The organism is Variovorax sp. GW822-FHT04E09, from assembly GCF_058800845.1.
This window is the reverse complement of the sequence record NZ_JBXAMR010000015.1, coordinates 44542-59112: the sequence shown is the minus strand read 5'-3', so window position 1 is coordinate 59112 and position 14571 is coordinate 44542. Positions and strand designations below refer to the sequence as shown.

9 protein-coding genes are annotated in these 14571 nt (G+C 63.2%); all 9 read left to right on the top strand.

The window, feature by feature from the left end:
- On the top strand, positions 1–757 hold a 757-nt coding region (locus AC1RL8_RS30780; protein ID WP_492687361.1), incomplete at its 5' end, for a DUF2345 domain-containing protein.
- Positions 758–770: 13 nt separating this feature from the next.
- Positions 771–1715, top strand: a complete 945-nt coding sequence (locus tag AC1RL8_RS30775) for a DUF4123 domain-containing protein (protein ID WP_492687360.1) — start codon at positions 771–773, stop codon at positions 1713–1715.
- 62 nt (positions 1716–1777) lie between these two features.
- Entirely contained in the window at positions 1778–4642 is a 2865-nt protein-coding gene (locus AC1RL8_RS30770; protein WP_492687359.1) for a T6SS effector BTH_I2691 family protein, read from the top strand.
- Positions 4639–5673 (top strand): DUF6708 domain-containing protein, encoded by a 1035-nt coding sequence (locus tag AC1RL8_RS30765; RefSeq protein WP_492687358.1) that lies wholly within the window; start codon positions 4639–4641, stop codon positions 5671–5673. The genes AC1RL8_RS30770 and AC1RL8_RS30765 overlap by 4 nt, the downstream gene beginning before the upstream one ends.
- Positions 5674–5855: 182 nt before the next feature.
- On the top strand, positions 5856–6986 hold the full coding sequence (locus AC1RL8_RS30760) for an MFS transporter (RefSeq protein ID WP_492687357.1): 1131 nt from the start codon (positions 5856–5858) through the stop codon (positions 6984–6986).
- Between the two features lie 325 nt (positions 6987–7311).
- On the top strand, positions 7312–8643 hold the full coding sequence (gene tssK / locus AC1RL8_RS30755) for a type VI secretion system baseplate subunit TssK (RefSeq protein ID WP_492687356.1): 1332 nt from the start codon (positions 7312–7314) through the stop codon (positions 8641–8643).
- A gap of 32 nt (positions 8644–8675) precedes the next feature.
- Complete coding sequence (locus tag AC1RL8_RS30750) at positions 8676–10022, top strand: DotU family type VI secretion system protein (RefSeq protein ID WP_492687355.1); 1347 nt, start codon at positions 8676–8678, stop codon at positions 10020–10022.
- Positions 10019–13624: a type VI secretion system membrane subunit TssM gene (tssM, locus tag AC1RL8_RS30745; RefSeq protein ID WP_492687354.1), complete on the top strand. Its 3606-nt coding sequence runs from the start codon at positions 10019–10021 to the stop codon at positions 13622–13624. Before AC1RL8_RS30750 ends, tssM begins: the two co-directional genes overlap by 4 nt.
- On the top strand, positions 13621–14250 hold the full coding sequence (gene tagF, locus AC1RL8_RS30740) for a type VI secretion system-associated protein TagF (RefSeq protein WP_492687353.1): 630 nt from the start codon (positions 13621–13623) through the stop codon (positions 14248–14250). The genes tssM and tagF overlap by 4 nt, the downstream gene beginning before the upstream one ends.
- Positions 14251–14571: the final 321 nt, after the last annotated feature.

Below are 14571 nucleotides of genomic sequence, written 5' to 3'. Positions count from 1 at the left end.
CATGCTCATCACCACCGAAGCAAGGGGCAACGCGGCGAACCATGCCAAGGACATGGGAGAGACGGTTCAGCGACTAAAAGCAGCGCAGGACCAGCACGAAGGGCTCGCGGAAGCAGCTGCGAAAGCCAAAGCTCAAGCCGGTGGCGAAGACCAGGCTCTGGTGGTCCAGGCGCTCAAAGCGCAGAACGAAGTCATCAAGGGCAGCGGCGGTGACAAGGCCCAAGGCCGATTCCCTGAACTCACCGAAGCCCAATTGGTACTCGCCAGCGCCGCTGGCCTCGCAGCCACCACGCCTGGCAGCCTTCATCTGCAGGCTGGCGAACACATCGCGATCAGCAGCCAGGGCCATACCAGCATCAGCGCGGCCAAACGGCTGCTCGTCAGCGCGAAGAACGGCATCCGCCTGTTTGCGCTCCGAGGTGGCATGAAGTGGATCGCGGGCAACGGAAAGTTCCAGATCGAAGCGCACAAGGATGCGATGAACTTGACCGCGAAGAAGGCCGTCCGCATCACAAGCACCACCAGCGAGATCCGTATCACCGCACCGATCAAGGTGGTGATCAATGGTGGTGGAAGTTTCACCGAGTGGAGCAGCGCAAGCATCTTGCACGGAACACCGGGTGGGTGGATCGAGCATGCGGCGAGTCATGTCAAGGCGGGACAGGATTCGCGGCGAATTCCTAAACCCGATTTCAAGTCATGCGGCCAACAAATTCGTGATGCTTCGGCGACCGGTGCCGGCTCCATCAAGCACTAAGTGGTGGTCAGTCATGACGATATGGAAAACGCTCGACCCCTACATTTGCCGCGCAATTACGTTGCAAATCGATGCCTTCACGGCGTTGAGTGAGTCCTCGAATTTCGTCCCCTATCTCCTGCTGGACCACGGCGAAGCAGACTTCCTTCCCGTCGAAAAGACCCGCTTTCGACCAACCCTCGATTCCTATTTCAAGGATGAACCGTGGCGAGCCCCCCACCTGCTGCCCTTGATGCTTCCTGCCGATCATGCGATCTTGCAGGAGGCCTTGGCATCGGCCATCTTGACTGCATCCCAACGCCTTCACCCTCAAAGAGTTTCGGCCCTGCTCCTAGTCTCAGGTGACCTCGCAGCGTTGCTGACGCATTTCGGCACCTTGAGCTTGCAGCACGACCCCACTGAGGAAGTCGAGCCTTCTTGTGTGCTGCGCTACCAGGATCCGCGCGTCATGCAACGGGTATGGCCCATCCTGAGCGAAGGCCAGAGGCGGGCATGGCTCGGCCCGGTCCGGCACTGGTACGCCATCACGCAGCCCATCGGCCCCATCGTGGCACGAACGGCCACTTCGCCCATTCTTTGGCACGCTGAACCGACATCTGCAGACGTGCAGCCGCATTCCCGCGTGCATCACTTGCTCGACCCGGGGCAATGGCGATTGGCTCACAGCGCTCCTGCGGAGAACAGCTTCTGGCAAGTCGTCAGCCTGAGATCGACTTCAGGCCTTACCTCACCCTATCCAAGTATTGGAGCCCTGCGTCATTGGCTCAGCGACGCGGCTGCGAACGGTCTGAATGGCAATGATCAAGCTGACTGGGCACTGTGCCAGTGGGGCGTCGGACAGGACTACTGGGAGAGCGCAGCGGGCCAGCGTCAGTCCCGTGCCGCACTCGATATGCAGAAAGAGCACGCGGGCCTCGGTTTTTCGGATGCGTGGCGGACGGTCGGTCAAGGTCTGTAGTCCTCGTCGTGCGCCGTTCCTCTCTCTCTTTTTGTTTCTCTGAACTTCGAATACCCCCATCGATGGCCTGCAAAACACCCTGCGATGCCTGCAAACCGGGCAATTTGCCGATCCTGTTCACCCGCTACGCTGCCACTTTCAGTGCCGATGCGACCCGTGCGGCTGCGCTGAAGAAGCTCAAGCCTGTTGGCGAATTCAAGGCACCGCCCATTCCTCTGAAAACTGCGAGCTATGCCGTGCGCATGCTCCGTGAAGGGGTCCTGTATGTTCTGGTCGAACGCGAAGGTAGAAAAAAATGGATGGGCTACATGGTGCATTCGCACGGCTACCTGAGTCCCTTCAATCCTCTTCTGACACCGGTGTCGGCCGAGCCATCCTCACCAGCCTGCGAAGTTGTCATTCGTGGCGCCAGCAAGAGCTTGGTCTGGGTTTCGGACCCGGCCAGCGTTACCAATCTTTGGTACTTCTTCCATCCTGATGCGGTGTTGCTGGATGTGCTCCAGAAATTGGAGGAGAGCCCGGCTGATCTACCGCGGCTGGACATCGCTGCGTGGGCTAGGAAACCTGTTCCCCAATCTCACACCTGCGCGCCCAGCGAACTGCCAATCAGGATTGCTGAATGGGCTGCTCTGAACGATGGGGCGATGCTGGCGGGCCTCAATGAACAGCTCTATGGAGTGATGGGTATTGAAACTGTGGAGCAGGGTTATGGCGAAGGGCAAGTCCCGATCTACGTGAATGCTGCCCTAAAGCAGAGTCGCACCGATCCCCCTTCCGGGGATATCTTCAGCGCAGACAATCCGTGGGGGCATTGGCGCAGGACTGAGCGCATGGGGCCGGGCACATTGCCGTCCTACGCCGACGTGCATCGAGAGCGTCTCCAAGAGATCGCCAGAGTGTTGGCCGGAGATCCTTCCGATCCGAAGAAGCCCCTGGGCGTAGTTGCGGCATGCCCAGACGCCATCGGGATTGCCCAGGAAATGAATCACTGGCGCAACAAGCCCTACCGAGATTTGATCATTTGGGGTGACGTGGTGGACAACGCGGTAGGCGCTCCAACTGTGACCGGATTCGGCGCGCCGCCGCCGGGCAACAAGCAGTCTCGCAAGACGCGCTTCGAGATTGCGGAAGGCTGGAAAAGAATGGAGGTGCTTTTCAAGCAGCGTCGCATTGCGTACATGTCGCGCGAGATCGAAGCAAGCGAAAGAGCGACCCGGGACCCTGTTTTTCTCGAGGACAAGCCGACGAAGTCGGTCAGCTCTGCGCGCTCGAACGCTCGCGTATTCGACTCGCGTGCTGATTACATCGCCTATCTGAAGAGGATCGAGAACGCGAAGGAGAACTCTGCCAAAAGTGTGAATTCCCGATGGGATGAATACGCCTCGGGGATCAATCAGGATGCCATGGAGAAAGTTCAGGCCGACTACGTAGAGAAGGCAAAAGCCTTCGAGGGTACTGCCCATGAACGCGCACCAGATTCGTTGGCCTGGCTGAATTGCGGTGAACTGCAACGGGCGCTGGCCTTGTACAACGGAAAGGGACGCAGCGATATCGAACAAGGCGCCAAGTGTGCTGCGCAGATCAATGGAATTCTCGAAGGCCTCAATGGTGGCGGAGCACTTTGTGAACAGCGACTCATGGCGTGGGCCAAGGACCACTCGGACGAGCCAAAAAATCTTCTGTGGCGCGGGTACTTGATGAATCAGGAGGATGCGCAAGAAAGCTTCAGGGCCGCCATGGCGGCTGCACAGGCCCCCGCTACTTCGGTTGCAAGCATGGTTCAGTCTTTCAAGGATCAGCTCGACAAGTTCGCGAAGTTCAACGACCTCATCGCAGGAAAAAACGACGCCAGCATACGTATCTGCAGAGCCATACCGATGTTCGGGTTCAGTCCTATCCTCAATCTGATTGGTCATGCGATCTTCAAGGCGGGAAGTGGAAAGATTGAATTGGAGAAGAGGCTGGCTCGATCGCTCATGATGAGCCTGGTTGCGGGCACGGGAAGCCCCGCTGCTATCGAATTGCATGCGCGCTATCGACGGGCTTTGAAGGACATAGAGCCGGAGAAATTCCGAATCGTTGCCGATTACCAGTTCAAATGGAGTCAGCAACAGCTGAAAGCCGAGAGCCATGCGGCCGTCAACAAGATCATGGCAGAAGGAAGAGGCGGCGACTTCTTCAAGATGCGATTGACTGGCGTCATGACTCTTGTTGAAGGCATTCTTCTAAGTTTCAAGGCAAAGCAGTTGGCAGACGCCAAAGACGTAGATTCGGCGCAAAAGGCAGCTTGGGAGCTCAGTGCCGCGGCCTTGACAACCACATCGGCGGGCTTGGAAGTTGGAGCCATGACACAAGAGTGGTTGATATCGAAAAGTGCTCCCTACGGTGGCACTCTGGCCATGGCCGAAATTCGGCTCGGTGGTTTCAAGCTGGCAGGGAATGCGTTGGCGGGAATTGCAGGGATTGTGTCGGCCTGTCTGGACTACGGAGACGGAAAAAAATCCAGACAAGAGGAAAAATATGCACTGACTTGGCTGTTCTTTGGACGCGGTGCTGCTCACAGCGTCAACTTCGCTGTCGGAATGGCTCTGGGGTTTTCGTATACCGGTCCACTCATGGAGCATTTGGCAAGAAGCGTGGGGTTCGAGTCGTTGCGAGGTAGAGCGCTGCAGGTCCTTGCCGCCCGAGCCGCTGCGCTTGCGCTTGGAAGGACCGCTCTATTGGCCGCCAATTTGTGGGTCACGCTGACGATCCTGGCCGTTACATGGATCATCGGACAGCTCGGTGACAACGAAATTCAAAAGTGGATCAAGCGGTCGAGCTTTCGGTTGCCTCCAAAAACTGGAAACCAGTCCGAACCGCTTTATGAAAAGGCCGGTGAAGAGCTGACGGCCCTGTACATCGCTTTCAAGGTGACAGAGGAATGATGTACTGGTTCGAAAAAATCGACTATGAAGCAGCGAAAGAAATGGCCTCGGAAGAGCTTCGATTGGGGCGCAGACATACCCCTGATGAAACGATCAAAAAGGCAAAAAAGGGAGGGCTCCTGCTCACTCGACAGCAACTCGAGAGCACCCAAGCCTACGATCGGAACGAACGAATCGTGGAGCGGGCAGACGACCAAGGCTTGCTGCATGCCCGGAACGACAAATGGCTTGAGGTAAGAACTTGGAGCAACGACATCCGGGGCATCACCACGTTGTTTGGGTGGGGGGGCTACTGGATGGTGTGGAGTTTTGTCGCCAGTGGATGGTTGGACGTCATCTTTCTGTACTCGACCGGGCATCGTGCGGATGGAACGGTGCTGGTCAGAACCACGGCACTGGTCGCGCTGCTTAATGCCATTGGATTCACGGTGTTCGCGGCTGGCTTTACTTGGGCAATGCAGCGCTATTTTTTCCGCTACGAGTTGCTCACCCAACGCTGGATCCGCCTTCGATTCAATCGGGAAACCCAGAAGGTGTACTTGCTTCGCCCAAAGTACGCGGGTGGCTTGATGGTGTTCGACTGGTCTGATACTGACCCAAGCTTGAGCAAGAGCACTGACGCCAATGCCGTCCTGATGCATTGGCCTGTGCTGATCTGGGGAAGTGAGACGGAGCTGGGCAAGGTCGGTGCGATGCAGTTCATCGGGCGACGGACCAGTTTCAAGACAGTGGGCGATTGGATGGCATTCTGGGAGTACATCCGTCGATACATGGAGGAGGGGCCCGATGCGGTGCCCAAACCCAAGACAGTCATTGGCTATCGGCCCAGCATCAAGGAAGCGTGGCTCAGCGTGACTCAGTGGTATCCAGCATTTCAGCAAGAAGGGTTCATCGGGAAGATCAGTGATGGCATCTCACTGCTGATCCTTCCGCTGATCGTCTTGATTTTCATCGGCAACTTCCTCGGGCAGTGCCTGACATGGCAGGCACGGTTTCCAGAGGAAATTGAAAGTGCCGCAGATGCCTCCTAGCTGCGCTCTGTCGCAATTGCGGCTGAGTAGGGCTGCCACATCTCTTCACAGGAAGTTCAGCCGCATGCTCGCGATCCTCTGTTTTCGTTCCGCGCTTCAGGGCTTCGAAATCCGTAGGGCCTAGATTCCATGAAGATCCAGTTGGCCAACGTTGTTGCCGGCTTGGCTCAGGAGCTCATGTCGTGTTTATTTTTGAGGCTGCGTTTCAGCATGAAAAACGAAGCGGAGGTATTCATTCGGCATTGAAATATCACGCGGATGTTGCCGGGGAAACGCGACTCTATGGTCCGAAAGAGGGGGCAGCTCGGCGAGAAGAGGGTTCTCGAAAACCAACGAGAAAAGAGCGGGATGAGCAGGAGGCCTTCGCGCGACCGAGCTTCTCATTAATGCGCGCAGTATTCGATTTCAATGAGCATTTCATCGAACTGAGCAATCCAGGAGGGATGGCACGTTCCTTGGCGTTGATGTTGTTCGTGGTGGCAACCGTTCCTGGCATCTATCTCATCTACTTGCTTGTAGGTGACGCCTTCGGAATCCTTCTGGGCGCCTTGCAGTTGACGCGTGATCGACTGATTGGCATGGGTATAGGGCTCGGATTCTTGATCTTCTCCCTGACGGTGCTCTATTCTCTTTGGGGCTCAATGTTTGCCCCTGCATTTTTTACGTCCCTGCGCGCTCGCTATCGCTTCAACCGAACGAGGCAAACGGTCTATGTGCTGCGTCCCAAGAGGTACGGTGGCAATGCCGTTCTGGATTGGGACCGAGTGCAAGCGCATGTGAACTGGGTGCCACCCAGTTCCTGGACACCCTCCCAGATCGCGAACGATCCGGTAGCGCGAGAGGCGAGATCGCTGGAAGGGCGTCGGACGCGATACCTTCTGCTGTACTGGCCGCCGCTGGATGCCAACGACCCCGAGCGCAAAGGCGAAGACATCATCTGGGTCGGCGACGAAGGTGCCGGTGAATCGCTGTGGCAGTACATCCGGACCTACATGGAGGAAGGTATGAGCAGTGTGCCCTGGCCCGGTGCGGACCACTGGCTGCGAAAGGGATTCAGTGGCGCAAGCGAACACCTGGAAGAAACTGTGATGCACCGGTCGCATGCGAATGACGATCTTGCAGGTGGGGGGACATCGACGGGAACCTACGTCAACTATGCCGCCAACATGCCTTGGGCGCCATTGAACAGTCTGGCCGAACGGCTGTGCTATTGGCCAACTTTTCCCGAAGAGTGGGACAGCGACTGCGGCCGGAAGCGAAGAGAAAGCGGCATCGGGCCGGAGGAGCCGATGCGATGGGCTGTCAAGCCATGAGTCGCTGCGAAGACACAAGGCGGACGATCTTTCGCAGGGGTTTCATGATGAACGAGCTCAACCTGCGTTCCGATACCGATCGGAACGTGCGGACGGGCCCGTCGCCCCAGTTCTGAACCGGTGAGCCGACAGCGCGCTTCCTGGCCGCATCCCGCCAGTGCGCCCAGCCCATGGCTGGCCCCGCATCTACTCCCTTCGCCGTACCCCCTCCCGCCCCACCTAGGCCATTAGCTAGGCCTTAAGGCGGATTTGCCTCCCGCCCCCCGCGCCGGAAACTTCGTGTTTCTTCTTTCTTCCCGGCACCCTTGCCGTTGACGGAGTGCGGATGAGTTGGCGAACCAAAGTGGTCTGGAGCGAGGGGATGCTGTTGCAGCCTCAGCACCTGCAGCAGAGCGAGCGCCATGCCGATCATGCGCGGCATGTGTTGTTGCGCACCACCACGCCCTACGCCTGGGGTTTCGCCGAAGTCGAGATCGACGCGGCGGCGCTTACGCTGGGCAAGCTGGCGCTGGTGCGGGCGGTGGGCATCTTCGGTGACGGCACGGTGTTCGACATGCCGGCGGTCGATCCGTTGCCCGAACCCATCGAAATTCCCGCGTCGATGCGCGACGAAGCGGTGGTGCTCGCACTGCCGCTGCGCCGCGCCGGGGCGCGCGAAGCCGACGCTGAAGAATACGAAGAGCTGGTGCGCCACCGCGTGCTGGAGTCGGACGTGCCCGACTCCAACACGGCCGGCGAGCGCACCGCGATGCTGCAACTCGGCCAGCTCCACACGCGCCTGATGCGTGCCAGCGAAGCGACCGATGCCTGGGCGACGCTGGGCGTGGCCCGTGTGGTCGAGCGCCGGGTCGACAACCAGGTGCAGCTCGACCGCGGGATGCTGCCGCCGCTGCTCGACGTGGCCGGCCATGCGGTGATTCGCGCCTGGCTCGACGAGCTGCTGGGCCTGCTGCGCCAGCGCGGCGAGGCATTGGCCGGGCGCATGACCCAAGGCGGTACGGGCGGTGTGGCCGAGATCGCCGACTTCATGCTGCTGCAGGCCGTGAACCGCAACGAAGCCATCTTTGCGCACCTGGCCAAGAGCGCGATGCTGCACCCGCAGCATTTCTTCGAGCACGCGCTCGGGCTGGCCGGCGACCTCGCGAGTTTCCGCGACACGCGCCGCGTGGCGCGCTTCGGGCCCTACATCCACGACGACCTGGCGCTGAGCTTCCGCCCGGTGATGGACGACCTGCGCCGCAGCCTGTCGATGGTGTTCGAGCAGTCGGCGATCCGCATCGACCTGCACGACCGCAAGCACGGCGTGCGCGTGGCGGTGGTGACCGACGTTGAGCTGCAGCGCAAGGCGACCTTTGTGCTGGCGGTGAGCGCGAACATGCCGAGCGAGGCGCTGCGCGCGCGCTTCCCCACGCAGGTGAAGATCGGACCAGTCGAGCGCATCCGCGACCTTGTGAACCTCGCGCTGCCGGGCGTCACGCTGACGCCGATGCCGGTGGCGCCGCGCCAGATCCCCTTCCACACGGGCGCCAACTACTTCGAACTCGAAACGCGCAACAGCGACCTGTGGCGCCAGCTCGAGCAATCGGGCGGCATCGCGATGCACATCGCGGGCGATTTCCCCGGCCTCGATTTGGCGTTCTGGGCCATTCGTTCCTAGCCGCCTCCGGCTGACGGAAACGGAACATCACCATGAGCACCCCTCCCGACCCCTTTGCCGCCTTCGAGTCCGAGCGCACGGTCATCAAGCCCAAGCCGCGCACGCCGGGCGGCGCGCCGCCGGCCGCTGCGCCCGCGCCGTTCTTCGGCGGCGCCGATCCGACGCCCGTGGCCGAGGTGGGCGAGATCGGCCTGCTCAATCCGCTGGTGTCGGCCGCGGGCAAGCTGCTGGTGCTGATCGGCAAGCTGCGCAACCTCGCGCAGCCGCCCAACGTGCCGGCGCTGCGCGCGTCCACCGCCGATGCAGTGAACCAGTTCGACGCCGCGGCGCGGCGCGCGGGCGTGGGCAACGAGTCGGTGCTGGCCGCGCGCTATGTGCTGTGCACCGCGCTCGACGAAGCCGTGGCCAACACGCCCTGGGGCGTGCAGGCCGGCTGGAACAAGCAGAGCCTGCTGGTGCAGTTCCACAACGAGACCTGGGGCGGCGAAAAGGTGTTCCAGCTGCTCGCCAAGCTCGCACAAGACGTGCCCACGCACCGCCAGCTGCTCGAGCTGATCTACAGCGTGCTCGCACTCGGCTTCGAGGGCCGCTACCGCGTGGTCGACAACGGCCGTGCGCAGCTCGACTCGGTGCGCCAGCGCCTGGCCGACCTGATCGCGAAAGACCGTCCGCCGGTCGAGCCCGAGCTGTCGCCGCACTGGCGCGGGCAGGGCGCGGGCACGGTGCGGCTGCGCGAGTCGCTGCCGCTGTGGGTGTTCGCGGCCGGCTTCGCGCTGCTGCTGGCGCTGGCGTGGTTCGGCCTGCGGCTCACGCTCAATCACCGCTCGGACACCACCTACGCGGCCGTGTCGAGCCTGCGCGTGCCCAACATCCAGATCGCGCCACCCGCCGCGCCGGCCAAGTCGCCGCGGCTCGCGCGTTTTCTCGAGCCCGAGATCAAGCAGGGCCTGGTCACCGTGACCGACGAGGCCGACCGCAGCGTGGTGCGCCTGCGCGGCGATTCGTTCTTCGGCTCGGGCAGCGCCGAGCCGATGGCGGCTTCGCTGCCGGTGCTGCGCCGCATCGGCCAGGCGCTGGCCGAGGTGAAGGGCGAGGTGCTCATCACCGGCCACTCCGACAACCAGCCGATCCGCTCGCTGCGCTATCCGTCGAACTGGCACCTGTCGGCCGCGCGCGCCGATGCGGTGAAGGGCGCGCTCTCCACGCTGGTCGAGCCCGCGCGCATGCGCTCCGACGGCAAGGCCGACGCCGAGCCCGTGGTGGCGAACGACACGCCGGCCAACCGCGCGCGCAACCGCCGCGTCGACATCGTGCTGCTGACCGAACCCGAGCGCCTCGCTGCTGCACCGGCTGCTCCCGTTCCAGGAGCGACGAAATGATCAAGAAAATCTTCGGCTTCCTGTTCAGCCCGCTGCTGCTGACGCTGCTCGCGCTGATCGTCGTCGCGCTGCTGATCTGGTGGATCGGCCCGCTGGTGAAGATCGGTTCGCTCGCGCCGCTCGAAGGCGAGATGACGCGCGCCATCGTCATCGGCGTGATCGTGCTCATCGTCGTGTTGCGTGCGCTGTGCCGCCGCTGGCGCGCGCGCCGCGCCAGCCAGCACCTGACTGATGGTTTGATGAAAGCGCCAGCCGCCGCCAAGGCCGGTGCACCGGTCGACGGCGAACAGAAGATCCTCGACACGCGCTTCAGCGAAGCCGTCGCCACGCTCAAGCAGATGCGCCTGCATGCCGCCGGCAAGAAGCCGGGCTGGCGCGACTGGCTGTCGATCTCGGGCGGCAGCTACCTGTACGACCTGCCGTGGTACGTCTTCATCGGCGCACCGGGCGCGGGCAAGACCACGGCGCTCGTCAACTCGGGCCTCTCGTTCCCGCTGGCCGAGAAGTTCGGCCCCGGCGCCATCCGCGGCGTGGGCGGCACGCGCAACTGCGACTGGTGGTTCACCGACGAGGCCGTGCTCATCGACACCGCCGGGCGCTACACCACGCAGGACAGCCACCAGTCGGAAGACAAGAGCGCCTGGGAAGGCTTCCTCGGCCTGCTGAAGAAGGCGCGCCCGCGCCGACCGCTCAACGGCGTGTTCCTCACCGTGAGCGTGGGCGACCTGCTGAGCCAGGGCCCCGAGGCGCGCACGCAGCTCGCGGCGTCGATCCGCGCGCGGCTGCTCGAACTCGACAGCAAGCTCACCACGCGCCTGCCGGTGTACGTGCTCGTCACCAAGAGCGACCTGCTCTACGGCTTCACCGATTACTTCGACGACCTCGGCAAGGAGCAGCGCGCGCAGGTCTTCGGCTTCACGCTGCCGGCGGACGAGAACGTGCAGCTTGAAGAGAAGGGCCTGTCGGCCGCCTTCAACCGCGAGTTCGGCCTGCTGCACAACCGCATCAACGACGGCCTCATCGCGCGCATGCAACGCGAGACCGACGGCACGCGCCGCGCGGCGATCTTCGGTTTTCCGGCGCAGTTCGGCTCGGTCGGCCCGCTGCTCTCCGACCTGCTCGAACAGGTGTTCACCGGCTCGCGCTTTGCGCAGCCGCCGTGGGTGCGCGGCGTGTACTTCACCAGCGGCACGCAGGAGGGCAGCCCGATCGACCGCGTGATGGGCAGCCTGGCGCGCAGCTTCGGCATCGAGCGCGCCATGCTCGCGCCGCAGAAGTCGAGCGGGCGCAGCTACTTTCTCACCGCGCTGCTGCGCGAGGTGGTGTTCCCCGAGCAGCGCCTCGCGGGCGCCGACGTGAAGCTGGAGCGCCGCCGCAACACGCTGCGCCTGGCGGGCGTGGCCGCGATGACGCTGGTCACCGTTGGCCTGCTCGCGGCCTGGGGCTACAGCACCTGGCAGAACCACAACTACCTGAAGTCGGTCGAGGCCCGCGTCGAGCCCGCGCAGAAGACCCTGGCCGCGCTGCCGACGCGCGTGCAGAACCTGGTCGAGGTCGCGCCCGTGCTGCAGGGCCTGCGCGACATCTGGAAGACGCCCGACAACCGCCAGGGCGACGAGCCGCTGTCGATGACGCTGGGCCTGTACCAGGGCGACAAGCTCGATGCCGCCGCCATGCTCACGCACCAGCGCGCGCTCAACGACGCCTTCCTGCCGCAGATCGCCAAGCGCATCGAGGACCAGCTGCGCACCGCGCAGAAGGACAACCTCGAGTTCACCTACGAGGCCCTCAAGAGCTACCTCATGCTCTATCAGCCCGAGCGTTTCGACCCCGAGGCACTCAAGGCCTGGATCACGCTCGACTGGGCGCGCAACCTCGACCGCGGGATTCCCGAAGACCAGCGCAAGGCGCTCGAAGACCAGCTCGACGTGCTCATCGCCCAGGGCCCGCCGCGCTCGCCGCTGAAGATGGACGAGAACCTGGTGCGCAGCGTGCGCGCCGTGCTCGCGAGCTATCCGCTGGAGCAGCGCGTGTTCAGCCGCTTGAAGCGCCAGCGCGCCACCAAGGACATCCCGGGCTTCAGCGTGGCGCAGGCCACCGGCCCGTCGGGCCCGCTCGTGTTCGAGCGCATCAGCGGCAAGCCGCTGAGCGAGGGCGTGCCCGGCATGTTCACTTACGACGGCTACCACAAGCGCTTCCAGAACGAGGTCGTGGTGCTCACCGGCCTGCTCGCCGCCGAAGACCCGTGGGTGCTGGGGCAGGACCGCAACGCCAGCGAACGCCTGCGCGACGCCGCGGCGCTCGGCGCGCTCACCGACCGCGTGCGTCGCCTGTACCTGGAGGAGTACGTCAAGCAGTGGGAAGCGCTGCTGGCCGACGTGCGGCTGATCCGCGTCAGCGGCCTGGAGAAGAACATCGAGACCGCGCGGATTCTCTCGGGCGTCGATTCGCCGCTCGCGAACTTCCTGCGCGCGGTGGTCAAGCAGACCACGCTGATTCCCGCGGCCGATGCCAACAAGGACGTCGTCAGCAAGGCCACCGAGACCGTGCGCAACACGCGCAAGGGCCTGGAAGACCTGTTCGGCAGCGACCCCGGCAAGCAGGTGGCGCCGGGCAAGCGCATCGAGAGCATCGTGGACGACCGCTTCGAGTCGCTGCGCCGTCTGGTCACCGCGGGCGGCCCGAACCAGCCGGCGCCGATCGACGATGCGCTCAAGCTCTTCAACGAGGTGTACGTGTACCTCAACGCCGTCGACACGGCCGTGAAGGGCCGCACCTCGCCGCCGCCGGGCGACGTGGCCGGCAAGCTCAAGTCGGACGCGGGCCGCCTGCCCGAGCCGGTGCGCAGCATGATCGAGAACCTGAGCCAGACCGGCGCCGCGCAGGCGCAGGTGGCCGAGCGCGGCAACCTGAGCCAGGACCTGCGCCCCGTGACCGAGTTCTGCAACCGCGCCATCGCGGGCCGCTACCCCTTCGTGCAAAGCAGCAAGCGCGACGTGCTGCCCGAGGACTTCGGCCAGATGTTCGGCGCCGGCGGCCTGATGGACGATTTCTTCCAGAAGCGCCTGGCCGCGCTGGTCGACACCAGCACCCGGCCGTGGCGCTACAAGCCCGTGGCCGAGCGCGGCGCGATCACCACGCAAGCGCTGGCGCAGTTCGAGCGTGCGGCGCGCATCAAGGACATCTTCTTCCGCGGCGGCGGTCGCGGGCCGTCGATGCGGCTGGACTTCAAGCCGGTGGAGATGGACGCGGGCATCACGCAGTTCATCCTCGACGTGGACGGGCAACTCGTGAAGTACGCGCACGGGCCGGTGGTGCCGATGGCGGTGCAGTGGCCGGGGCCGAAGGGGAGCAACCAGGTGCGCGTTCAGGTGAGTCCGCCGTCGACGACGGGGAGTTCGGGGTCGGCGATGGATGGGCCTTGGGCTTTGTTCCGTACGCTGGATGACGGGCAGCTGGAGGCTGGGGATGCGCCGGAGAAGTTCTTCATTACCTTCCAGGTGGGGGCGAGGAAGACGCGGTTCGAGGTGACGACGAACAGCGTGCAGCATCCGATTCGGTTGAAGGAGTTGCGGGAGTTTTCTTGTCCGGAGGGGTTGTGAGTCTGGCCTCTTCTTCGCTCTTCGTCTCCGGTGAGCTTCCTGGATGGTTCGGGAAGTTGCCGGGGATGGGGGACTTTGCGCATCGGCGGTTGCCGGAGTCGTTTCGCTCTGTCTGGGACCCGTGGTTGCAGCGCGGGCTGGCACGGCTGCGGGATCGGCATGCGGATTGGACTGCTCACTACCTGGAGGCGCCTGTGTGGTGCTTTGCGCTGGGGGCGCAGGTGGTGGGGGAGCGGGGGTGGATGGGGGTGTTGATGCCTTCGGTGGATGGGGTGGGGCGGTACTTTCCGTTCACTCTCGCCGTTGAATTGGATGAAGGCGTACCTGGTGCGCTGCGTGGAGAGGCGCTTGTTGCTGCGCTTCGGTGGTGGGCGTTGGGGACGCAGGCTGTGCTTGAAGGGCTTGAGGGTGATTTGGATGCGCTGCGGTTTGATGCGGCACTGAGTCGGTTGTTCGTGGGTGTTGCTGCTGAACCTTCCGCTGATGATCGGTCGCTTGAGTTGCCACTGGCTGGGGCTTCGCTTTGGATGGAGACGCCTGGCTTGGAGGGCGGGGTTCGGATGCTGGCTACGGGGTTGCCTCGGGATTTGCAGTTCGAGGCTTTGTTTCTTGGGGGTGGGGAATGAGGGCGGTGCTTTCTTTTCCTTCCCGAGGCCGGGAGTTCCGCCCGGCGGCGGACTTACTTTCTTTTGCTTCGCCAAAAGAAAGTAAGCAAAGAAAAGGCGACCCCACTGTCTGCGTCCCTCCGCTTCGCTACGGGCAACCTGCGGTGCTCGCGTTTCGCGGGGTCTCGCAGAACTCGCCTTCGGCTCAAACAGCTGCGAGCCCTGATCCGCGAAACGCTGCGCTCCTCGGCGCAGCCAGAGGGGATTTGGACACCGGACGGGCCTTCGCTTCGCTCGGCCCCGGAACTTCCAGCGGCCAGATGCCACGGGGTTGCTCGCACT